The 21,220-nt window shown below is 70.8% G+C and carries 21 protein-coding genes; 15 read left to right on the forward strand and 6 right to left on the reverse strand.

Going from position 1 to position 21,220, the window contains the following annotated elements:
* Positions 1 to 3: 3 nt before the first annotated feature.
* Positions 4 to 648: a sulfotransferase family 2 domain-containing protein gene (locus tag J2X46_RS14970; protein WP_310251869.1), complete on the reverse strand. Its 645-nt coding sequence runs from the start codon at positions 646 to 648 to the stop codon at positions 4 to 6.
* Positions 649 to 696: 48 nt separating this feature from the next.
* Between J2X46_RS14970 and J2X46_RS14975 the strand changes: the two genes are divergently transcribed.
* Positions 697 to 1,359 carry a hypothetical protein gene (locus J2X46_RS14975; protein ID WP_310251871.1) on the forward strand — a complete coding sequence of 221 codons (663 nt, stop codon included), beginning with the start codon at positions 697 to 699 and terminating at the stop codon, positions 1,357 to 1,359.
* Here the strand turns inward: J2X46_RS14975 and J2X46_RS14980 are convergent.
* Positions 1,353 to 1,994, reverse strand: a complete 642-nt coding sequence (locus J2X46_RS14980; RefSeq protein ID WP_310251873.1) for a sulfotransferase family 2 domain-containing protein — start codon at positions 1,992 to 1,994, stop codon at positions 1,353 to 1,355. The genes J2X46_RS14975 and J2X46_RS14980 overlap by 7 nt on opposite strands.
* A 65-nt stretch (positions 1,995 to 2,059) precedes the next feature.
* Here J2X46_RS14980 and J2X46_RS14985 point away from each other — a divergent pair, with 65 nt between their 5' ends.
* Positions 2,060 to 2,647, forward strand: a complete 588-nt coding sequence (locus J2X46_RS14985) for a cytochrome b/b6 domain-containing protein (protein ID WP_310251875.1) — start codon at positions 2,060 to 2,062, stop codon at positions 2,645 to 2,647.
* 8 nt (positions 2,648 to 2,655) lie between these two features.
* On the opposite strand, the gene trxA is transcribed toward J2X46_RS14985, so the two are convergent.
* The 4 genes from trxA to J2X46_RS15005 form a co-directional block, all read right to left on the reverse strand.
* Entirely contained in the window at positions 2,656 to 3,336 is a 681-nt protein-coding gene (gene trxA, locus J2X46_RS14990; RefSeq protein WP_310251876.1) for a thioredoxin, read from the reverse strand.
* Positions 3,337 to 3,517: 181 nt separating this feature from the next.
* Entirely contained in the window at positions 3,518 to 3,754 is a 237-nt protein-coding gene (locus J2X46_RS14995; protein ID WP_310251877.1) for a hypothetical protein, read from the reverse strand.
* Between the two features lie 71 nt (positions 3,755 to 3,825).
* Positions 3,826 to 4,512 (reverse strand): MBL fold metallo-hydrolase, encoded by a 687-nt coding sequence (locus J2X46_RS15000; protein ID WP_397214569.1) that lies wholly within the window; start codon positions 4,510 to 4,512, stop codon positions 3,826 to 3,828.
* Positions 4,509 to 5,213: a maleylpyruvate isomerase family mycothiol-dependent enzyme gene (locus tag J2X46_RS15005; protein WP_310251880.1), complete on the reverse strand. Its 705-nt coding sequence runs from the start codon at positions 5,211 to 5,213 to the stop codon at positions 4,509 to 4,511. The genes J2X46_RS15000 and J2X46_RS15005 overlap by 4 nt, the downstream gene beginning before the upstream one ends.
* Positions 5,214 to 5,376: 163 nt before the next feature.
* Here J2X46_RS15005 and uvrA point away from each other — a divergent pair, with 163 nt between their 5' ends.
* The 13 genes from uvrA (at position 5,377) to J2X46_RS15070 (ending at position 21,115) form a co-directional block, all read left to right on the forward strand.
* Positions 5,377 to 8,400 carry an excinuclease ABC subunit UvrA gene (gene uvrA / locus J2X46_RS15010; protein ID WP_310252086.1) on the forward strand — a complete coding sequence of 1,008 codons (3,024 nt, stop codon included), beginning with the start codon at positions 5,377 to 5,379 and terminating at the stop codon, positions 8,398 to 8,400.
* A 40-nt stretch (positions 8,401 to 8,440) separates the two neighbouring features.
* On the forward strand, positions 8,441 to 8,896 hold the full coding sequence (locus J2X46_RS15015; protein WP_310251882.1) for a Rieske (2Fe-2S) protein: 456 nt from the start codon (positions 8,441 to 8,443) through the stop codon (positions 8,894 to 8,896).
* 89 nt (positions 8,897 to 8,985) lie between these two features.
* Positions 8,986 to 11,163 (forward strand): hypothetical protein, encoded by a 2,178-nt coding sequence (locus tag J2X46_RS15020; RefSeq protein WP_310251884.1) that lies wholly within the window; start codon positions 8,986 to 8,988, stop codon positions 11,161 to 11,163.
* A 66-nt stretch (positions 11,164 to 11,229) separates the two neighbouring features.
* The gene (gene uvrC, locus J2X46_RS15025; protein WP_310251886.1) at positions 11,230 to 13,206 is read left to right on the forward strand and encodes an excinuclease ABC subunit UvrC; all 1,977 of its coding nucleotides are present in this window, start codon (positions 11,230 to 11,232) and stop codon (positions 13,204 to 13,206) included.
* Between the two features lie 3 nt (positions 13,207 to 13,209).
* Positions 13,210 to 14,085, forward strand: coding sequence for an RNase adapter RapZ (gene rapZ / locus J2X46_RS15030; protein WP_310251888.1), 876 nt, complete (start codon positions 13,210 to 13,212; stop codon positions 14,083 to 14,085).
* A 1-nt stretch (position 14,086) separates the two neighbouring features.
* Positions 14,087 to 15,058: a uridine diphosphate-N-acetylglucosamine-binding protein YvcK gene (yvcK, locus tag J2X46_RS15035; RefSeq protein ID WP_310251889.1), complete on the forward strand. Its 972-nt coding sequence runs from the start codon at positions 14,087 to 14,089 to the stop codon at positions 15,056 to 15,058.
* A gap of 32 nt (positions 15,059 to 15,090) precedes the next feature.
* A complete protein-coding gene (whiA, locus tag J2X46_RS15040; RefSeq protein WP_310251891.1) occupies positions 15,091 to 16,077 on the forward strand; it encodes a DNA-binding protein WhiA in 987 nt (328 codons plus the stop codon).
* 218 nt (positions 16,078 to 16,295) lie between these two features.
* Positions 16,296 to 17,291 carry a type I glyceraldehyde-3-phosphate dehydrogenase gene (gene gap / locus J2X46_RS15045; protein ID WP_310251893.1) on the forward strand — a complete coding sequence of 332 codons (996 nt, stop codon included), beginning with the start codon at positions 16,296 to 16,298 and terminating at the stop codon, positions 17,289 to 17,291.
* Between the two features lie 3 nt (positions 17,292 to 17,294).
* Positions 17,295 to 18,497, forward strand: a complete 1,203-nt coding sequence (locus J2X46_RS15050; RefSeq protein WP_310251895.1) for a phosphoglycerate kinase — start codon at positions 17,295 to 17,297, stop codon at positions 18,495 to 18,497.
* Between the two features lie 28 nt (positions 18,498 to 18,525).
* Entirely contained in the window at positions 18,526 to 19,296 is a 771-nt protein-coding gene (tpiA, locus tag J2X46_RS15055) for a triose-phosphate isomerase (RefSeq protein ID WP_310252087.1), read from the forward strand.
* A 44-nt stretch (positions 19,297 to 19,340) separates the two neighbouring features.
* Complete coding sequence (secG, locus tag J2X46_RS15060) at positions 19,341 to 19,580, forward strand: preprotein translocase subunit SecG (protein WP_310251897.1); 240 nt, start codon at positions 19,341 to 19,343, stop codon at positions 19,578 to 19,580.
* A gap of 29 nt (positions 19,581 to 19,609) precedes the next feature.
* Complete coding sequence (locus J2X46_RS15065; RefSeq protein WP_179620948.1) at positions 19,610 to 19,969, forward strand: RNA polymerase-binding protein RbpA; 360 nt, start codon at positions 19,610 to 19,612, stop codon at positions 19,967 to 19,969.
* Between the two features lie 162 nt (positions 19,970 to 20,131).
* Positions 20,132 to 21,115, forward strand: a complete 984-nt coding sequence (locus tag J2X46_RS15070; RefSeq protein WP_310251899.1) for a hypothetical protein — start codon at positions 20,132 to 20,134, stop codon at positions 21,113 to 21,115.
* Positions 21,116 to 21,220: the final 105 nt, after the last annotated feature.

Consider the following 21,220-nt stretch of genomic DNA (forward strand, 5'->3'; position numbering starts at 1 on the left):
GATTCAGAACGTGTAGCCGAAGGCGTCGAGGTCTGCTGCGTAGACCTCGGCGACCTTCGCACGCGTGGCGTCGGTGTAGTAGTCGCGATAGCTGCCGTGGGGGGACTTGTTGCGGTGCGGGACCCGCGTCGGCTCACCGCCGAGCCGCTCCTCGACCCGCTGCAGGTCCTCCGCGAAGGTCTCCGTGCGCCCGACGAAGTCGACCTCGCGACCGGGGGCGCGCAGGTAGTCGACCTGGGGCCGGCCGACCCGTGGCAGCTCCTCGGTGCCGCGCAGCACGAACTCCTCGAACCCGGAGTACGTCGACGCCGCGCGCCACATGTCGTTGCCGCGCATCTTCTCCGCCTCGGCGCCCTGCGGCTTCCCGCTGGCCGGGCCGTGCTCGACGTCCCAGTCGTGGATCATCGACCACCACGAGACCATCCGGGCCCACGGGTTGCGCACGAACGCGAAGGACCAGTAGTCGGCCGTCTGCGGCTCCGCGCGCAGGATGCGGGCGTACGGCGCGTGCCGGCCCAGCGGCGGTACGACTCCCGGCGCCTTGCTGCGCGCGTCGGGGCAGCAGCGCTCGAAGGCCACCCCCACCGAGACCCCGCCCGTCTTGGGCACGTGCACGAACAGCGCGCGCTTGGAGTCGGAGATCAGCACGGGCGCGAGGCTAACCCACGCACCGGTGGAAGGATCCACCGATAGGGGATGATCGGGCCCGTGATGACGTTCCTCGGGCGCGGTCCCGGCCGCGACTTCGTGCTGCTCGCCCTGCCGAAGACGGCGAGCACGACCCTGGAGCGCACCCTGTCGCCGTACGCCACCGAGGTGGTGGGCTCACCGCCCGGCCAGAAGCACCTGCCGGCCCGGGGCTTCGTCCACACCAAGGCGCACGACCTGGCCGCGCAAGGCCACCCGCGCGAGTCCTACGAGCTGGTCACGATGTTCCGCGAGCCGATCGCCTGGCTGGAGTCGTGGTGGCGCTACCGCGCCCGCGAGGACAGCCGGCAGTCCACCGCCGACCTCACCTTCGACGAGTTCGCCCGGCTCTACCTGGCCGGCGACGACGACGCGCCGGTTCCCAAGGGGCGGCCGGCCAAGTTCATCCACGCCCAGGGCGCGGTCGCCGTCGACCGGGTCTTCAGCGTCGAGCGCCCCGACGTGTGGTCGGCGTGGTTCGCCGAGCGGCTCGGGGTGCCGCTGGAGTTCGAGCGCCGCAACGCCTCGACCGCCGAGCGCGGCGAGGTCAGCGACGCGACGCGCGAGGCGCTGGTCGCCCACTTCGAGCCGGAGTACGACGTCTGGGGCCGGCTCACCGACACCGGCGAGTGGTCGGGAGCACGTGGCACCCGGCTCGCTGGCGGTCAGTAGGTGTAGCCGAAGAGGTCGATGTCCTCGGCGTAGACCTCCGCGATCCGCTGGCGGGTCTCGTCGGTGTAGTAGTCGTGGTAGGTCCCGTGCCTGGACTTGTTCTTGTGCACGGGCGTGGAGGGCTCGAGCCCGAGGTGGATCTGGACCTTCTGCAGGTCCGCCACGAAGTTCTCGGTGCGGCCGATGAAGTCGACCTCGCGGTCGTGCTTCGGGGCCCGGAGGTAGCGGATCTGGGGCGTGCCGACGCGGGGCAGCTCCTCGGTGCCGCGCATCACGAACTCCTCGAAGCCGGAGTACGCGGCGGCCGCGCGCCACATGTCGTTGCCGTCGCGCATCGACCCGTGCTTCACGTCCTGCGGCTTGCCGCTGGCCGGGCCGTGCCGGCGGTCCCAGGCGGAGATCATGGAGTACCACGACACCATCCGCGCCCAGGGGTTCCGCACGAAGCCGAAGGTCCAGTAGTCGACGACCTGCGGCTCGTGCTTGATGATCTTGCCGAGCGTGGCGTGGCGGCCGATCGGCACCCGGGCCTTGCGGGCGTCGGGGCAGGCCTCCTTGACCGTCTCCTCGACCGAGACGCCGCCCGTCTTGGGGACGTGGACGAAGAGCACCTGCCGGGAGTCGCTGATCAGCACGCGCCGAGGCTATCCCACCCCGGGGAGGGTCTCGGCACCTCGTCGGCAGCCCCTAGCATCGCCGGATGCCCGACAGCACCGCCCCTGCCGGACCTGCCGCCCCCGCTCGCGGCTACCGCGGCTCCCAGAAGCTGCTGCACTGGTTCACGGTGCTCGCCGTCGCCGCCCAGTTCACGGTCGGCTACAACCTCGACCTCGACGACGAGGACTGCGACCCGCCGGGGGAGGACCTCAGCGGCGGCGACACCAGCGACGCCTTCGAGGACCGCCTCGACCGGCTCGAGGACCAGTGCGAGGCGCGCGCCGACGACTACGACCTGCTCGGCGGCGGTTTCGACCTCGCCGAGCTGCATTTGGTGCTGGGGCTCACCGTCCTGGCGCTGGGCGTCGTACGACCTCTGTGGCGACGGGTCGCGGGGCTGCCGCCGTGGTCCGAGCACCTCTCGACCGGGCAGCGGCGGCTCGCGACGTGGACGGAGCGCGCGTTGATGCTGCTGCTCGTCGTCGTCCCGCTGTCAGGGCTGGTGCTGGTCGGCACCGGTGACGACGACTGGCTGCCGCTCCACGTCGGGGCGCACATCGCCTTCTTCGTCGCGCTTGCGGCGCACCTGTCCACCAACCTGCGTCCGGCGGTGCTGCGCCGGATGCTCTGAGGGCAGGCTCAGCGCTCGAGGGGCCAGCCGCGCTGGGCCCAGCCGCCGGTGCCGCCGGCGACGTTCACGGCCGGCACGCCCTGGGCGCGCAGGTGGTCGACGACCGCACGGCTGCGACCGCCGACCTGGCAGATCACGAAGACCGGCTGGTCGGTCGGGAGCTCGGCGATGCGGCCCGGCACCTCGTTCATCGGGATGTGGATCGCGCCGGGCACGCGCCCGCCGGCCACCTCGTCGGCCTCGCGGACGTCGACGACGTAGGCCCCCTGGCTGTGCGCGGCGGCGAAGTCGTCGAGCCCGATCTCGTCCTGCGGGCCGTTGGCGGCGGCCTCCTGCGCGGCCGCCACCTCCTGGCGTACGGCGTCCATGTCGAGCTCGCGGGCCTGGGCGATCACGTCCCCCAGGGCCTGGGGCGGCAGCGCGCCGGCCTGGTTGAAGAGCAGGACGCCGTCGCGGAACAGCATGAGCGTCGGGATCGAGGTGATCGCCGCCATCTGGCTCAGCTGCTGCTCGGCCTCGGTGTCGACCTTGCCGAAGACGATGTCGGGGTTGTCCTCCGACGCCTTCTCGAAGACCGGCGCGAACTGGCGGCACGGACCACACCACGCAGCCCAGAAGTCCACGAGGACGATGCCCTCGCCGCTCACGGTCTGCTCGAAGTCGGCCAGGGTCAGCTCACGCGTGCTCATGCCCCCAGCCTGCCACGGAGGTGGCACGGGGGCGCCTTCGGCGGTGGGGGCCGATCAGACGCAGATCGAGGGCGACACGCGGTCATGAGATCCCGACACGCCGACGACACCACGAGCACGCCTCGGGAAGTGGCCCTCGCCGCCGGGGGAGGGCGAGTCGCGTGTTGCGGCCAACAGCACGTCAGCGAAGTCGGTAGAACCAGTGACCCGCGTAGTCGCGATCCACGGTCTCCTGTGATTCGACGGTGACGCCTTCGTAGCGATCGCCGAGTCCGCGCTTCTCGGCAAGGCGACGAATCCGCTCATCGAGGTCGGGCTGTCCACCCAGTGCCTCACGCTCGCTGTCGGTCGTGGTGCCCAGCCACACCCAGAAGTCGAACGGCTCGCTGAACGCGACGACGTACTCGACATGGTCCACAGCGTCCTGCCGGAGCTCTCGGATGAGTTGCCGCTTGAGCCGTGCGAGCGCAAGCCAATTCGGAGTCCTGGTCACCAGCCGCGCTCGCGCCACTCCTGGAGGTGGGGCCGCTGATCGCCGAGGACGCCGTCGTCGCCGTGGCCGGGGTAGAACCACGTCTCGTCCGGGAGCCGGTCGAAGATCCGCGAGGTCACGTCGCCGTAGAGCTGGGTGAAGGCGTCGGCGTCGCCGAACGTCGCGCCCACGCCGCCGGGGAAGAGGCAGTCGCCGGTGAAGAGGTGCGGCGTGGGGGACACGTCCTCGGTGTCGAGCAGGAGGCAGATCGAGCCGGGGGTGTGCCCGGCGATCGGGATGACGACGAGGTCGCAGGTGCCGACCGCGACCTTGTCGCCCTCGCCGACGCGGCGGTCGACGGTGACGCCCGTCTGCTCCTCGATCGCGTCGGCGTCGGGGATGCCGGCCACGACGGTGGCGCCAGGGTGGGCACCCTTGACCGCTGCGAGCGCGCGGTGGTGGTCCCAGTGCTGGTGGGTCGTCACGATCGAGGTGAGCGTGCGGTCGCCGATCAGCTCGAGCAGTCGCGACGGCTCGGCCGCCGCGTCGACGAGGACGACCTCGTCGGTCTCGGAGCAGTGCAGGAGGTAGCAGTTGTTGGACATCTTCTCGTCCACCGCGACCTTGGTCAGCGTCAGGCAGCCGAGGCTCCTGACGTCGGGCTCGCCGCCCGGGGTGACCTTGCCCGTGTAGGTCTCGCTCACCATGCCTCCATCTCCGGCAGCGCGCCGGTGTCCGACGTAAGTCCTTCTCCAGTGCCTCGTCCGGTGAGCCACCAGCCCAGCGCGGCCGCCGTACCGGTGACGACGGGACCGCCCTCGCCCTCGCCGTAGTGCCACGTGCGGTCGAGATCGGTGGGGTGCACGCTGAACGGCGTCGGGGCGGGGAACTTGGTCATCGACTCCAGCAGGATCTCCTGGAACTCCTCGCCCCAGTCGGCCGGGGCGTAGCCCGCGTCGAGGTCGGCGTGGTGGATCTCCACCTCGCGCAGCCGCATCAGCGGCACGTTGACCAACGCGATCCTCCGGGCGCCGGGAGTGCGGTCGAAGTGGCCGTCCCAGTCGCCGGGGGCCATCGCCCCGAGTGCCTCGGTGAACCGCCCGGTGGCGGCCAGGAACCGCTCGCGCAGCTCGGCCGGGTCGGTGCCGGCGAGCTCCGCGATGTCGTCGTCGCGGGCCTCGGGCGAGACGTACATCGGCTGCTCCTCGCCGAGGTGTGCGGCGTGGAGCACCCCGGCGAGCGCCTCGGCGTTGAGCGTCAGGTGGGCGATCACGTGGGCCCGGGTCCAGTCCGGCAGCAGCGACGGCTCGGCGTACGCCGGGTCCGGGAGGCCGTCGACGGTGCGGATCAGCTCGTGGTCGGCGCGCGCGATCAGGTCGGGGGAGAGGCCCGTGAGGTCTGTCACGTGGGCCATCGTGCCACCTCGTCCTGACCCACCCACCCGGGTGATCGATGGCCCCGTTGTCGGTGGGGGGTCATAGGGTGGAACGGTGCGTCGCCTTGACCGCGACGCGCTGCGAGACGAACATGTGTTCGACTCCACCGACGCCATCTCATCGAGGACCACTGTGGCCGACCAGCTCATCATCCGGGGCGCCCGCGAGCACAACCTGAAGGACGTGTCGCTCGACCTGCCTCGCGACTCCCTCATCGTCTTCACCGGCCTGTCCGGGTCGGGCAAGTCCAGCCTCGCCTTCGACACGATCTTCGCCGAGGGCCAGCGCCGCTACGTCGAGTCGCTGTCGGCCTATGCGCGCCAGTTCCTCGGACAGATGGACAAGCCCGACGTCGACTTCATCGAGGGCCTCAGCCCCGCGGTCAGCATCGACCAGAAGTCCACCTCGAAGAACCCGCGCTCCACGGTCGGCACCATCACCGAGGTCTACGACTACCTCCGCCTGCTCTACGCCCGCGCCGGCCGGGCCCACTGCCCGACCTGTGGTGCGCCCATCGAGCGGCAGACGCCGCAGCAGATCGTCGACCGGGTCCTCGCGCTCGAGGAGGGACGCCGCTTCCAGGTGCTGGCGCCGGTGATCCGGGGCCGCAAGGGCGAGTACGTCGAGCTCTTCCGCCAGCTCCAGCAGCAGGGCTTCAGCCGCGCCCGCGTCGACGGCCAGACCCACAGCCTCGACGAGCCGCCGACCCTCGACAAGAAGCTCAAGCACACCATCGAGGTCGTCGTCGACCGCCTCGCGGTCAAGGAGTCGTCGAAGCGCCGCCTCACCGACTCCGTCGAGACCGCCCTCGGCCTCGCCGGCGGCCTGGTCGTCTTCGACTTCGTCGACCTCGACGCCAAGGACCCGCAGCGCGAGATGCGCTTCTCGGAGAAGATGGCGTGCCCCAACGACCACCCCATCGACACCGACGACCTCGAGCCGCGCTCGTTCTCCTTCAACTCGCCGTTCGGTGCCTGCCCGGTCTGCTCCGGCCTCGGCACGAAGATGGAGGTCGACCCCGAGCTGGTCGTCCCCGACCCGGGCGCGACCCTCGGCGAGGGCGCCATCGCGCCGTGGAGCGGCGCCCACGTCGCCGACTACTTCCTCCGGCTGGTCAACGCCCTCGGCGAGGAGCTCGGCTTCGACCTCAACACCCCTTGGGACCAGCTCTCCACCAAGGCGCAGAGCTCCCTGCTCGAGGGCCACCGCACCAAGGTCCACGTCGTCACGAAGAACCGCTACGGCCGCGAGCGCGCCTACTACGCCGCCTTCGAGGGCGTGCGCCCCTATGTCGAGCGCCGCCACCGCGAGGCCGAGTCCGACACCAGCCGCGAACGCTTCGAGGGCTTCATGCGCGAGGTGCCGTGCCCGTCCTGCAAGGGCACCCGCCTCAAGCCGGTCTCGGTCTCGGTGACCCTCGGCGCCAAGGACCAGGGCGGCAAGAACATCGCCGAGGTCTGTGCCCTCCCGATCAACGAGACCGCCGACTACCTCCGCAACCTCGACCTCTCGGTCCGCGAGCGCCAGATCGGCGAGCGGGTGCTCAAGGAGATCCAGGAGCGGCTCCAGTTCCTCCTCGACGTCGGCCTCGACTACCTCTCCCTCGACCGGCCCAGCGGCTCGCTGTCCGGCGGCGAGGCGCAGCGGATCCGGCTCGCCACGCAGATCGGCGCGGGCCTCGTGGGCGTGCTCTACGTCCTCGACGAGCCCTCGATCGGCCTCCACCAGCGCGACAACCACCGCCTCATCGAGACGCTGGTGCGCCTCAAGGAGCTCGGCAACACCCTGATCGTCGTCGAGCACGACGAGGACACCGTCCGGGTGGCCGACTGGGTCGTCGACATCGGCCCGGGCGCCGGCGAGCACGGCGGCCAGGTCGTCCACTCGGGCTCGGTCGAGGACCTGCTGACGCACCCCGACTCGATGACCGGCCAATACCTGAGCGGTCGCCGCGAGATCCCGATCCCGGCCGTACGCCGTCCGCGCACGGTGGGCCGCGAGCTGACCGTCCACGGCGCCCGTGAGCACAACCTGCACAACGTCGACGTCAGCTTCCCGCTCGGCGTCTTCACCGCCGTCACGGGCGTCTCGGGCTCCGGCAAGTCCACCCTGGTCAACGACATCCTCTACACCTCGCTGGCCAAGCAGATCTACAACGCCCGCGCGGTCCCCGGGCGGCACACGAAGATCACCGGCCTCGAGCACGTCGACAAGGTGATTCACGTCGACCAGTCGCCGATCGGCCGCACCCCGCGGTCCAACCCGGCGACCTACACCGGCGTCTTCGACCACGTCCGCCGGCTCTTCGCCTCCACCCCGGAGGCCAAGATGCGCGGCTACCTCCAGGGCCGGTTCTCGTTCAACGTCAAGGGCGGCCGCTGCGAGGCGTGCTCCGGCGACGGCACGATCAAGATCGAGATGAACTTCCTCCCGGACGTCTACGTCCCGTGCGAGGTGTGCCACGGCGCGCGCTACAACCGCGAGACGCTCGAGGTCCACTACAAGGGCAAGACGATCGCCGAGGTCCTCGACATGCCGATCGAGGAGGCCGCCGACTTCTTCGCCGCGGTGCCCGCGATCGCGCGCCACATGAACACCCTCAAGGAGGTCGGCCTCGGCTATGTCCGGCTCGGCCAGCCCGCGACCACCCTGTCCGGTGGTGAGGCGCAGCGCGTCAAGCTCGCCAGCGAGCTGCAGAAGCGGTCGACGGGACGCACCGTCTACGTCCTCGACGAGCCCACGACCGGTCTGCACTTCGAGGACATCCGCAAGCTCCTCCACGTGCTGTCCGGCCTCGTCGACAAGGGCAACACCGTCCTGGTGATCGAGCACAACCTCGACGTCATCAAGACCGCCGACTGGCTGATCGACATGGGCCCGGAGGGTGGCTCGCGCGGTGGCACCGTCGTCGCCGAGGGCACCCCCGAGGACGTCGCTGCGGTCCCGGAGAGCCACACCGGCACCTTCCTCGCGCCGATCCTCGAGGGCCGGGCGGCCAAGCAGCCGGGGAAGCCGCGCCGGGCCGCGGCGGCGACGTCCGCGCCGGCCCGCACGAGCGCCACCAAGAAGGCCCCCGCCAAGAAGGCAGCAGCGAAGAAGGCCGCGGCGAAGAAGGCGCCCGCCAAGAAGGCGACGGCCCGCAAGGCCACGTCGTAGTCACAGGCTCTTCTCAGGACCGCTGGCTACTGTCCGGGCCATGACAACGATCAACAGACGTCGTGCCCTCACCGGTTCCGCAGCGATCGCGGTGGGCGTGCCCGTCCTCGCTGCCTGCGGGTCGGACAGCTCGAACGCCGAGGACTCCACGGGCTCCGGCGACTCGGGCTCAGGCGACTCGGGGTCGAGCGACGGCGGCGGGACCAGCGGGGAGGTGCTGGCCTCTGCTGCCGACGTACCTGTCGGGGGTTGCTTCGTGGTCTCCGGCGCCAAGGTGGTCGTGACCCAGCCGACCGAGGGCGACTTCAAGGCCTTCACCGCGGTGTGCACCCACCAGGGCTGCCTGGTCGAGACGAGCACGGAGGGCGACATCCCGTGCCCGTGCCACAACAGCAAGTTCTCCCTCGACGACGGCTCGCCGATCTCCGGCCCGGCGTCGGCTGCCCTCGCCGCCGTCGACATCACCGTGGACGGGGACTCGATCACCCGCGCCTGACTTCGCGCGTGCGGGTTTGAGACCGCCCTGCGTGAGACAGAATGCTCCCGGACGCCCCGGACGGGGGCACGGCGCAGGGGGAGCACCACATGTCGTTGACGGCTGTTCGGGCACGGGTCACGGTCGCGACGGCCGCAGCCGTCATGGCCGCGTTGCTGACACCCACTCCAGGTGGTGCAGCCGCCCCGCCAGACGCGTCGCGCGACACCGTGGAGGTCTCGGGCACGGTCCTGGTGACCGCCGGGGAGGGCGACGACGACCGCTACTCCCTCCTGCTGCCGTCCGGCAGCACGGTCGAGCTCGCCGACGGCTTCGAGGCCGAGCCGCTCTCGTCGTTCGTCGGCACCGTCGCGGTGCCGGGCTCCGGCACCGGCGCGCGTCTGACCGGCTCGCTGCGCGGCAGCGCGCTGCGCCGGGCCGCCGCCTCGGGCGCGCCGCTGAAGGTCGTCACCTCCCGCACGTCCGCGCCGGCGCCCTCGCCCGGCCCGGCCAACCACACGACGTACGTCGCCCGGGTGACGAACTTCGGGCCGATCGCCCTGACCGACGCGCAGATCCTGGCGACCGTCGACGCCTCGCAGGCCTACTGGGTCCGTGAGTCCAGCGGCCAGATCCCGGCGTGGAGGCGGGCCACGGGCGTCGTGCCGGTCGCCTCGAGCGTCGGATCCACCAGTGACTGCGGGCTGGGCAACGGAGGAGCCAGCTTCGCCTCGATCAGCCAGGCCGTCGGCAGCGCCGCCTTCCCGGGCGTCGACTTCTCCGGTGCCTCGACCAACCACCTCGTCGTGGTCGTGCCCAACGGGTGCGGCGGCACCACCAGCGGCCGCGGCCGGATCGGTACGTCGTTCGCCAACGGCGGCCCGGTCATCATCGACGCGCGGCCGCAGCCCCAGCCGACGCTCGACCACGAGTTCGGCCACAACCTCGGCCTCCAGCACGCCAACAACTCCGCAGCGGAGTACGGCGACGTCTACGAGGTGATGGGCGCCGGACCCGACCAGTACCGCAGCCCCGTGCTCGGCACGGTCTACCGCTGGGAGCAGGGCATCATCGCGCCCGGCGAGACCGTCGACGGCAGCGCCGGCGGTTCGTGGGCGCTCAACCCCCGTGCCGCCGGGAGCGGCCTGCGCGGCGTCGTCTTCATCGACCCCGACAACGGCCGCCGGATGTTCGTCGACTACCGCACCGGCACGGGCAACGACGCCGGCACCTGCTACATCTCCGGGGCCTGCAACTACACGAGCGGCTCCTACGGCCAGAACTACCTCGCCGGCCTCACAGTCACGCGGGAGAACGAGTCCAGCGGCGCCTTCCTGATGCCCGACCCGGGCAACGACGGCGTGCTGACCGGCGGCCAGCAGTGGCAGAGCGCCAGCACCCGGCTCAAGGTCGCCGGCAACGGCAGCACCGTGACCATCACCCGTGGCCCCGCGGCCGGCACGGTCTCCGGCGGCACCGCCGGCATGACCGCGCCGACGGCGCTGCGCGACGTGACGGCCACGGGCGCCGGCTTCGTCCCCGCACCTGGCGGCTACCGCTACCAGTGGCTGTTCAACGGACAGCCGATCCCGGGCGCGGAGGACGCGACCTTCCGGCCCACCGCCGCGATGACCGGCGGGGCGCTCAGCGTGACCGTCACGGCCTACGCACCGAGCTACGACCCGGTCTCGCGCACCTCGGCGCCGCAGACCGTCGCGCCCGCCGGCTGGTACGCCAACGGCACGCGTCGCTACCCCGAGATCACCGGCAGCACCCGGGTCGGCGGCACGCTGACCGCGGTGGGCCTGGACTGGGTGAACTACTACGGCCAGAAGCCCGCCGACTACGCGCCGGTCTACCAGTGGACCCGCAACGGCAGCGTCATCAAGGGCGCCTCGGCCAGCACCTACCGCCTGACGTCGAAGGACAAGGGCAAGACGATCCAGGTCAGCGAGTACCCGCGCGCCGGCGGCTATGCCACGTCGACGTACGCCCGCTCGGACTCCACGGGCAGGATCCGCATCGGCAAGCTCGTCACGAAGCGGCCACTCATCGGCGGCAAGGCCAAGGTCGGCAAGCGCGTCGTGGCGAAGGCGAAGGGCTGGACCAACGGCACGAAGTTCACCTACCAGTGGTTCGCCGGCAAGTTGGCGATCCGTGGTGCGACCACGAAGAAGCTCAAGGTCACCCGCTCGATGCGGGGCAAGAAGCTGGTCGTGAAGGTGACGGGCAAGAAGAACGGGTACAAGAAGGCGAGCTCGAAGTCGAAGCCGAAGAAGGTGAAGTGACCTGAGCCCCGACCGGGCGGCCCCCACCAGATGAGCGGTGTCGGGGGTCGCCCGTAGGGTTGGCGGGTGGCCACGCCGAGCTCCTATCGACCCGCTCCCGGGTCGATCCCGACCAAGCCCGGCGTCTACCGCTTCCGCGACGCCAAGGGCCGCGTGATCTACGTCGGCAAGGCCAAGAGCCTGCGCCCCCGCCTGTCGTCGTACTTCCAGGACATCGGCAACCTCCACCCGCGCACGGCCACCATGGTCACCACCGGCGCGAGCGTCGAGTGGACCGTCGTCGACACCGAGGTCGAGGCCCTCCAGCTGGAGTACAGCTGGATCAAGGAGTTCGACCCGCGCTTCAACGTGAAGTACCGCGACGACAAGTCCTACCCGTGGCTCGCGGTCACGGTCGGCGACGAGTTCCCGCGGGTGATGGTCGGGCGCGGCGCCAAGCGCAAGGGCACCCGCTACTTCGGCCCCTACAGCCACGCCTGGGCGATCCGCGAGACCGTCGACCTGCTGCTGCGCGTCTTCCCGATGCGCTCGTGCAGCAACGGCGTCTTCAAGCGGTCGGCGCAGATCGGGCGTCCGTGCCTGCTCGGCTACATCGACAAGTGCTCGGCGCCGTGCGTCGGCAGCGTCACCCCCGAGCAGCACCGCGAGATCGTCGACGACTTCTGCGACTTCATGGCCGGCAACACCACGGCCTTCACCCGACGCATCGAGAAGGAGATGTACGCCGCCTCGGAGGCGCTCGACTTCGAGAAGGCCGCCCGGCTGCGTGACGACCTCGGTGCGCTGACCAAGGCGCTCGAGAAGCAGGCGGTGGTGCTCGGTGACGGCACCGACGCCGACGTGATCGCGCTCGCCGAGGACCCGCTCGAGGTCGCAGTGCAGATCTTCTACGTCCGAGGCGGCCGCATCCGCGGCCAGCGGGGCTGGGTCGCCGACCGCTCCGACGACGGCGGCACCCCCGAGCTCGTCCAGGACTTCCTGCTCCAGCTCTACGGCGGAGAGACGGAGTCGATCCCGCGCGAGGTGCTGGTTCCGGCGCTCCCGCCCGACTCCGGCGTGCTCGAGGAGCTGCTCGGCGAGCGGCGGGGGAGCAAGGTCGCGATCCGGGTGCCGCAGCGCGGCGACAAGCGCGACCTCCAGGAGACCGTGGCGACCAACGCCGCGCAGGCGCTCGCGCTCCACAAGACCAAGCGCGCCAGCGACCTCACCACCCGCAACCGGGCGCTGGAGGAGATCCAGCAGTCGCTCGGCCTCGACGAGGTGCCGCTGCGCATCGAGTGCTACGACGTCTCCAACCTCCAGGGCACCGAGGTCGTCGCCTCGATGGTCGTCTTCGAGGACGGCCTCTCCCGCAAGTCCGAATACCGGCGCTTCGTGATCCGCGGTGTCGACGGGCAGAACGACGTCGCCTCGATGCACGAGGTGATCACCCGTCGCTTCAAGCGGCTCCTCGACGAGCAGGCGCGGAGCGAGACCGTGACGACCGACTCCGGTCCGATGCTCGTCGATCCGGAGACAGGAAGGCCGCGGAAGTTCGCCTACGCGCCGTCCCTCGTCGTGGTCGACGGTGGTCCGCCCCAGGTCGCGGCCGCCCAGCAGGCGCTCGCCGAGCTCGGCATCAACGACGTACCCGTGTGCGGGCTCGCGAAGCGGCTCGAGGAGGTGTGGCTGCCGGGCGAGGAGGACCCGGTGATCATGGCCCGCACCAGCGAGGGGCTCTACCTCCTCCAGCGGATCCGCGACGAGGCCCACCGCTTCGCGATCACCCACCACCGCAACCGCCGCTCCAAGTCGATGGTCGAGAGCATGCTCGACGACGTGCCGGGGCTCGGCGAGGTGCGCCGCAAGACGCTGCTCAAGCACTTCGGGTCGCTGAAGAAGCTGCGCGAGGCGGAGGTCGAGGCGATCGCGCTGGTGCCCGGCATCGGCCCCCGCACCGCGACCGCCATCAAGCACGCGGTCGCGAAGGCCGACGCGACCCGCAAGACTTCAGCCAAGGCACCGACGATCAACACCGCCACCGGCGAGATCATGGAGGACTAGGGCATGGCTGCCAACGAGCAGGCTCCCGGCGAGCTGGTCATCGTCACGGGCATGACCGGCGCCGGTCGCAGCACCGCCGCCAAGGAGCTCGAGGACCTCGGCTACTTCGTGGTCGACAACCTCCCGCCCACCCTCGTGCGCGACGTGGTCCGGCTCGTCGACGACAGCCGGGGGATCCACCAGCCCATCGCGGTCGTGGTCGACGTGCGCTCCGGCTCCTTCTTCGACTCCCTCCACGCCAACCGCCACCAGCAGGTGACCGGCAGGCCGACCACGTTGCTCTTCCTCGAGGCCACCGACGACGTCCTCGTGCGCCGCCAGGAGGCCGCCCGGCGCCCGCACCCGCTCCAGGCGGGCGGGCGTCTGCTCCACGGCCTCCAGCGTGAGCGGGAGGCGATGGGCGCGATCCGCGGCGACGCCGACGTGCTCCTCGACACCTCCAACTTCAACGTGCACCAGCTCCAGGACCGGATCAGCGCGCTCTTCGGCACCGAGGCCTCGACCCGGCTCAAGGTGACGGTGATCAGCTTCGGCTTCAAGTACGGCATCCCGGTCGACGCCGACTGGGTCGCCGACATGCGGTTCCTGCCCAACCCGCACTGGATCCCCGAGCTGCGCCCGCAGAACGGCCGCGACCCTGATGTCTCGGCCTACGTCCTGTCCCAGCCCGGGGCCGGGAAGTTCCTCGAGCAGTACCTCCCGGTCCTGCGCACGGTCGCCGACGGCTACCTCACCGAGGGCAAGCGGTTCATGCAGGTCGCTGTCGGCTGCACCGGCGGCAAGCACCGCAGCGTGGCGATGACCGAGGCGATCGCCGGGCTGATGCGCGAGGCCGGCTACGACGTCAGCACCGCGCACCGCGACCTCGGCAGGGAGTGACGTGGCGCGCCACACCGCGCAGGCCGCGGTCGCCCTCGGAGGCGGGCACGGCCTCGCGGCCACCCTGTCGGCGCTGCGACGCCTCCACGACGACCTCACCATCGACGACCTGACCGCCGTCGTGACCGTCGCCGACAACGGCGGGTCGTCCGGCCGGCTGCGCGGCGAGTTCGGCGTGCTGCCGCCCGGCGACCTCCGGATGGCGCTGGCCGCGCTGTGCGGCGACGACGAGTGGGGCCGCACCTGGGCGGAGGTCGTCCAGCACCGCTTCGCCGGCGACGGCGAGATGAACGGCCACGTCGTCGGCAACCTGCTGATCGTGTCCCTGTGGGAGCAGATGGGCGACCACGTGCGCGCGCTCGACTGGGTGGGCCGCCTCCTCGGCGCCCACGGCCGGGTGCTGCCGATGGCGACCACCCCGATGGACATCACCGCCCGGATCCGCGGCGCCGACCCGGCCGACCCCGCCGGCGTCGCCGTCGTACGAGGTCAGGTGGAGGTCGCCACGAGCGCCGGGCAGATCGAGTCCGTCGCCCTCGTGCCGGAGGACCCGGAGCCGTGCGCGGAGGCGGTCGACGCCATCCGCTCGGCCGAGTGGGTCGTGCTCGGGCCGGGGTCGTGGTTCACCTCCGTGATCCCGCACCTGATGGTGCCCGGCCTGCGCCGCGCCCTCGCCGAGACCGAGGGCAAGCTCGTCGTCGTGCTCAACCTGGAGGCGCAGGCGGGGGAGACCACCGGGTTCGGGCCCGAGGACCACCTGGCCGCCCTCTACGAGCACGCGCCCGACCTCACCGTGCACGCGGTCATCGTCGACGCGGCCTCGGTGGGCGACGACCGCGAGCAGCTGGCCAAGGCGGTGGCGGACCGCGGTGCCCGGCTCGTCGTCGACGACATCGCGGTCCCGGGTGAGCCGCGTCACGATCCCGACCGGCTCGCCGCCGCCTTCCGCAAGATCGTCGAGGGAACCGGCTGAGGGTCGTTGACCCGCATGGCAGGATTCCGACCATGGCAATGACGGCACAGGTGAAGGCAGAGCTCGCCTCCACCCAGATCACCAAGACCTGCTGCCGGAAGGCCGAGGTTGCCTCCATGCTCCGCTTCGCGGGCGGCCTCCACATCGTGAGCGGCCGCATCGTCGTCGAGGCCGAGCTCGACACCGGCGCCGCCGCCCGTCGGCTGCGCAAGGACATCTCCGAGGTCTACGGCCACCCCTCCGACGTGGTGATGGTCCAGGGCAACGGCATCCGCAAGGGCAGCCGCTACATCGTGCGCGTGACCAAGGACGGCGAGGCCCTGGCCCGCCAGACCGGGCTCCTCGACCAGCGCGGCCGCCCCGTGCGCGGCCTGCCGCCCGCTGTCGTCAGCGGTGGCGGCTGCGACGCCGTCGCCGCCTGGCGCGGCGCGTTCCTCGCCCACGGCTCGCTGACGGAGCCCGGCCGGTCGTCCTCGCTCGAGATCACCTGCCCGGGCCCCGAGGCCGCCCTCGCGATCGTCGGCGTCGCGCGGCGACTCGGGATCTCCGCCAAGGCCCGCGAGGTGCGCGGCGTCGACCGGGTCGTGATCCGCGACGGCGACGCGATCGGTGCCCTGCTCACCCGCCTCGGCGCCCACGAGTCGCTGATGGCCTGGGAGGAGCGGCGGATGCGCCGCGAGGTCCGCGCCACCGCCAACCGGCTCGCCAACTTCGACGACGCCAACCTGCGCCGGTCCGCCCGCGCGGCCGTGGCCGCCGGAGCCCGCGTCGACCGTGCGCTGGAGATCCTCGGCGAGGAGATCCCCGACCACCTCCGCCAGGCCGGCCACCTCCGGCTCGAGCACAAGCAGGCCTCGCTCGAGGAGCTCGGCCAGCTGCACGACCCGGTCCTGACCAAGGACGCGATCGCCGGCCGCATCCGTCGCCTGCTCGCGATGGCCGACAAGCGCGCCGAGGAGCTCGGCATCCCCGACACGGAGGCCTCGCTGACCCCGGAGATGCTCGCCGACGAGGGCTGACCTCGGGACCATCTCCTCGGGCGCGGGCCCTTGCGCCCGGCGTACGACTCTGTGACGCTCGTCCCGACCTTTGGAACGATCCAAAGTTACCTGTCCGTACCGCGGGAGACTGCGGTTCAGCCGGTGTTCGCGACCCGCTAGTGTCGGTCTCGGTCACCAAAGGCCACAGTTGTCCACGGGGTCACCAAAGGCCCCACACCTCAAGGAGACATGCACCCATGACCGTCCGCGTAGGTATCAACGGATTCGGCCGCATCGGCCGCAACTTCTTCCGCGCCGTCCGTGCGTCGGGCGCCGACATCGAGATCGTCGGCGTCAACGACCTGACCGACAACGCCTCCCTCGCCAACCTGCTCAAGTTCGACTCGATCCTGGGCCGCCTCGACGCCGACGTGTCGAGCGACGACACCTCGATCAAGGTCGGCGACCAGAGCATCGCCGCGTTCGCCGAGCGCGACCCGTCCGCCCTCAAGTGGGGCGACCTCGGTGTCGACATCGTCGTCGAGTCGACCGGCTTCTTCACCGACGCGACCAAGGCCAAGGCCCACGTCGACGCCGGTGCCAAGAAGGTCATCATCTCCGCGCCCGCCTCCAACGAGGACATCACCATCGTGATGGGCGTCAACCACGAGCTCTACGACCCGGCCGCCCACACGGTCATCTCCAACGCCTCGTGCACGACCAACTGCCTCGCGCCGATGGCGAAGGCCCTCAACGACGGCCTCGGCATCACCAAGGGCCTGATGACCACGATCCACGCCTACACGGCCGACCAGAACCTCCAGGACAACATCCACAAGGACCCGCGCCGCGCCCGTGCCGCCGCGCTCAACATGGTCCCGACGTCGACCGGTGCCGCCAAGGCCATCGGCCTCGTGCTGCCCGAGCTCAAGGGCAAGCTCGACGGCTACGCCATGCGCGTCCCGGTGCCGACCGGCTCGGCCACTGACCTCACCTTCGAGGCCGCGCGCGAGACGTCCGTCGACGAGGTCAACGAGATCGTCAAGGCGGCCGCCGACGGTCGCTACCTGAAGTACTCCACCGACCCGCTGGTCTCGACCGACATCGTCACCGACCCGGCGTCGTGCATCTTCGACGCGCCGCTGACCAAGGTCATCGGCAACCAGGTCAAGGTCCTCGGCTGGTACGACAACGAGTGGGGCTACTCCAACCGCCTCGCCGACCTGATCACGCACGTCGGCTCGTCGCTCTGATCGATGTCCGACATCACCTCGCTGGGTGACCTGAAGGGCAAGCGCGTCCTGGTCCGCTCGGACCTGAACGTGCCCCTCGACGGCACCACCATCACCGACGACGGCCGGATCCGCGCGAGCGTGCCGACCATCCAGCAGCTGTCCGACGCAGGGGCCCGGGTGGTCGTCACCGCCCACCTGGGCCGCCCGGACGGCTCGCCCGACCCGAAGTACTCGCTCGAGCCGGTCGCCGCGCGGCTCTCCGAACTGCTCGGCCGCCCGGTCGCCTTCGCGACCGACACGGTCGGGGCCAGCGCCACGGAGACCGTCGCGGGCCTCGAGGACGGCGGCATCGCCGTGCTCGAGAACGTCCGGTTCAACGACGGCGAGACCAGCAAGGACGACGCCGTGCGTGGCTCGTTCGCCGACCAGCTCGCGCAGCTCGCCGACGCCTTCGTCTCCGACGGCTTCGGCGTGGTCCACCGCAAGCAGGCCAGCGTGTACGACGTCGCGCTGCGGCTGCCGTCGGCGATGGGTGGCCTGGTGGCCGCCGAGGTCGACGTGCTCCGCCGGCTGACCGAGCACCCCGAGCGGCCCTACGTCGTCGTCCTCGGCGGCTCGAAGGTCTCCGACAAGCTCGGCGTCATCGACAACCTGATCGACAAGGCCGACAAGCTGCTGATCGGCGGCGGCATGGTCTTCACCTTCCTCAAGGCCCAGGGCCACGAGGTCGGCAAGAGCCTGCTCGAGGCCGACCAGCTCGAGACCTGCACCCGCTACCTCACGGAGGCTGCGGACCGCGGGGTCGAGATCCTGCTCCCGACCGACGTCGTGGTCGACACGGCGTTCCCCTCGGGCGACCGGGAGCCCGAGCCTGTCGTCGTACCTGCTTCGGGGATCCCGGCCGACGCCCTCGGGCTCGACATCGGGCCGGAGTCGGCTGCGGCCTTCGCGGACGCCCTGCGCGACGCGAAGACCGTCTTCTGGAACGGCCCGATGGGCGTGTTCGAGGTCGACGCCTTCGCCGAGGGCACCCGTGCGGTGGCGCAGGCGCTGACCGAGGTCGACGGGCTGTCCGTCGTCGGTGGTGGCGACTCCGCCGCGGCCGTGCGCAAGCTCGGCTTCGACGAGGCCGCGTTCGGCCACATCTCCACCGGCGGTGGCGCGTCGCTGGAGTTCCTGGAGGGCAAGGAGCTCCCGGGCATCGCCGTACTCGAGAGGGACTGACGTGGCCAAGAACGACCGCACCCCGCTGATGGCGGGCAACTGGAAGATGAACCTCAACCACCAGGAAGCGGTGGTGCTCGTCCAGAAGCTCGCGTGGACGCTGTCCGACAAGCGCCACGACTACGGCAAGGTCGAGGTGGTCGTGGTGCCGCCCTTCACCGACATCCGCTCGGTGCAGACGCTCGTCGACGGCGACCGGCTGTCGATCCGCTACGGCGCCCAGGACGTGTCCGTGCACGACAACGGCGCCTACACCGGAGAGATCTCCGCTGCGATGCTGTCGAAGCTCGGCTGCTCCTACGCCGTCGTCGGCCACTCCGAGCGCCGGATGCTCCACAACGAGAGCGACGAGCTGGTCAACGCCAAGGCCCACAAGGCGCTGGCGGCCGGCATCACGCCGATCGTGTGCGTGGGCGAGGGCCTCGACGTACGCCAGGCGGGCGAGCACGTCCCCTACACGCTGACGCAGCTCGACGGCTCGCTCGACGGCTTCACGGCCGAGCAGGTCGCCGGCCTGGTCGTGGCCTACGAGCCCGTGTGGGCCATCGGCACCGGCGAGGTGGCGACCCCGGACGACGCGCAGGAGGTCTGCGCGGCGATCCGTGACCGCATCCGCGAGGTGCACGGTGACGGCGCCGCGGACGGCGTCCGGGTGCTCTACGGCGGCTCGGTCAAGGCGGCCAACGTCGGCGGCATCATGGACAAGGCCGACGTCGACGGGTGCCTGGTCGGTGGCGCGAGCCTGCAGGTCGACGAGTTCGGCGGCATCTGCCGGTTCTACGACATGCCGGTGCTGTGAGGGCGCTCACCGCATCGTCATGGTCGTGACGTAGGCTTCCGCTCGTGATTCTGCTCTTCACCATCCTGCTCGTCATTGCGAGCGCGATCATGATTCTGCTGGTGCTGCTCCACAAGGGGCGTGGCGGAGGCCTCTCCGACATGTTCGGTGGCGGCGTGACCAGCAGTCTGGGGGGATCGTCGGTGGCTGAGCGCAACCTCGACCGTTTCACGATCGGGGTCGGCGTCATCTGGTTTGCCTGCATCATCGCCCTGGGCCTGCTGATGGCCTACCAGGGCAACTGATTCCCCCAAACCCCTGAGAAGGAGCTGTCGTGGCTGGTGGAGGAAACGCGATCCGCGGTAGTCGGGTCGGGGCTGGCCCCATGGGTGAGGCCGAGCGCGGCGAGGCCGCGCCCCGGCAGACGGTCACCTACTTCTGCAGTCATGACCACCGCTCGGTGGTCACGTTCGCGATCGAGGCCTCCGTGCCCGACTCGTGGGACTGCCCCAAGTGCGGCCTCCCGGCCAGCCTGGACAGCGAGAACCCGCCCCCGGCGCCCAAGATCGAGCCCTACAAGACGCACCTCGCCTACGTGAAGGAGCGTCGCAGCGAGACCGAGGCCGCCGACATTCTCGACGAGGCCGTCGCGCTCCTGCGCAGCCGCCGCAAGGCCGGCGAGATCATCTTCTGACCGGGCACCTCGTCCGCGTCCGGGGCGCTGACCGGGCACTTCGTCCGCGTCCGGGGCGCTGACCGGGCACTTCGTCCGCGTCCGGGGCGCTGACCGGGCACTTCGTCCGCATCCTGTGGATGACGTGAGCGCTCACCTCGACGTTCGGTGCACGGTGATGGCATGCACGTCATGCCGACCTGGGCACGGGACGCCGTCGTACTCGGACCCGAATCGCCCCTGCCCCTCGATCGCCCCTTCACCGCAGGCGAGGCCGACGGTCTCGGCGTGGGTCGCGGACTTCGCGGCAGGTTGGTCGGGCGCGGCCTCATCCGGCCCCTCCTGCGCGGCGTGTTCGTCGCCGACCAGGTGAACGACTCGCTGAGGCTCCGTGTCGCGGCGCTCAAGCTGGTGGTGCGCGATCACTCGATCGTGGTGGACCGCACGGCGGCGTGGTTGCACGAGGTCGATGCCCTGCCGAGATCGGCCGTCCATCGCATGCCTGCGCTCGACGTCGTCAGCAGCCAGTCGAGCCGGATGCGGCGTCCCGGTATCGACAGCGGCATCAGGGAATTCAGGCCAGCTGACGTGATGGTGCTCGACGGGCTGCGGGTGACCACCAAATTGAGGACGGCCTGCGACCTCGGACGACTCCTGTGGCGCTTCGACGCGCTGGCCGCCATCGACGGATTCCTGAGGTCTGGACTCGATCAGGCAGAGCTGCTCAGCGAGATGGACCGCTTCAAGGGCTTCCGCGGCGTCGTGCAGCTGCGCACCCTCGCGCCTCTCGGCGACAAGAAGGCGGAGTCGCCACCCGAGAGCGCGCTGCGTCTGCACTGGTACGACGCCGACATCGGCACGCCCCATACGCAGATATGGGTGTGCGACGACTCGGGCCGGCCGACGTACCGCATCGACGTCGGGGACCCCGAGGTGCGTTACGGCGCCGAGTACTTCGGCGAGGAGTTCCACGACGAGGACGTCGCGGAGCACGACGACGCCAGGATCTCGTGGCTGGAGAAGCGGGACTGGAAGATCGAGGTCTTCACGAAGGAGCACGTCTACGGCAGCGAGCTGTGTGCCGCGGAGCGGCTTCGGCGGGGATTCCTGTCCGCGGAGGCAGCGTTGGGCTCGAAGCGGACGACGTACGTCGACCTGGCGCGGTGACTGGCGGGACGAAGTGCCCGGTCACCGCTCCGGACGCGGACGAAGTGCCCGGTCACCGCTCCGGACGCGGACGAAGTGCCCGGTCACCGCTCCGGACGCGGACGA

The organism is Nocardioides sp. BE266 (genome assembly GCF_031457855.1).
GTDB lineage: Bacteria > Actinomycetota > Actinomycetes > Propionibacteriales > Nocardioidaceae > Nocardioides.

What these genes read in the sequence shown, in the direction of transcription:
- gap (WP_310251893.1), top strand. Translation starts at nt 16,296, where the DNA reads ATGACCGTCCGCGTAGGTATCAACGGATTCGGCCGCATCGGCCGCAAC.
- J2X46_RS14985 (WP_310251875.1), top strand. Translation starts at nt 2,060, where the DNA reads ATGCCCGACAGCACCGCCCCTGCCGGACCTGCCGCCCCCGCTCGCGGC.
- whiA (WP_310251891.1), top strand. Translation starts at nt 15,091, where the DNA reads ATGGCAATGACGGCACAGGTGAAGGCAGAGCTCGCCTCCACCCAGATC.
- J2X46_RS15015 (WP_310251882.1), top strand. Translation starts at nt 8,441, where the DNA reads ATGACAACGATCAACAGACGTCGTGCCCTCACCGGTTCCGCAGCGATC.
- J2X46_RS15070 (WP_310251899.1), top strand. Translation starts at nt 20,132, where the DNA reads ATGCACGTCATGCCGACCTGGGCACGGGACGCCGTCGTACTCGGACCC.
- rapZ (WP_310251888.1), top strand. Translation starts at nt 13,210, where the DNA reads ATGGCTGCCAACGAGCAGGCTCCCGGCGAGCTGGTCATCGTCACGGGC.
- J2X46_RS14975 (WP_310251871.1), top strand. Translation starts at nt 697, where the DNA reads ATGATCGGGCCCGTGATGACGTTCCTCGGGCGCGGTCCCGGCCGCGAC.
- J2X46_RS15020 (WP_310251884.1), top strand. Translation starts at nt 8,986, where the DNA reads ATGTCGTTGACGGCTGTTCGGGCACGGGTCACGGTCGCGACGGCCGCA.
- tpiA (WP_310252087.1), top strand. Translation starts at nt 18,526, where the DNA reads ATGGCGGGCAACTGGAAGATGAACCTCAACCACCAGGAAGCGGTGGTG.
- J2X46_RS15050 (WP_310251895.1), top strand. Translation starts at nt 17,295, where the DNA reads ATGTCCGACATCACCTCGCTGGGTGACCTGAAGGGCAAGCGCGTCCTG.
- trxA (WP_310251876.1), bottom strand. Translation starts at nt 3,336, where the DNA reads ATGAGCACGCGTGAGCTGACCCTGGCCGACTTCGAGCAGACCGTGAGC.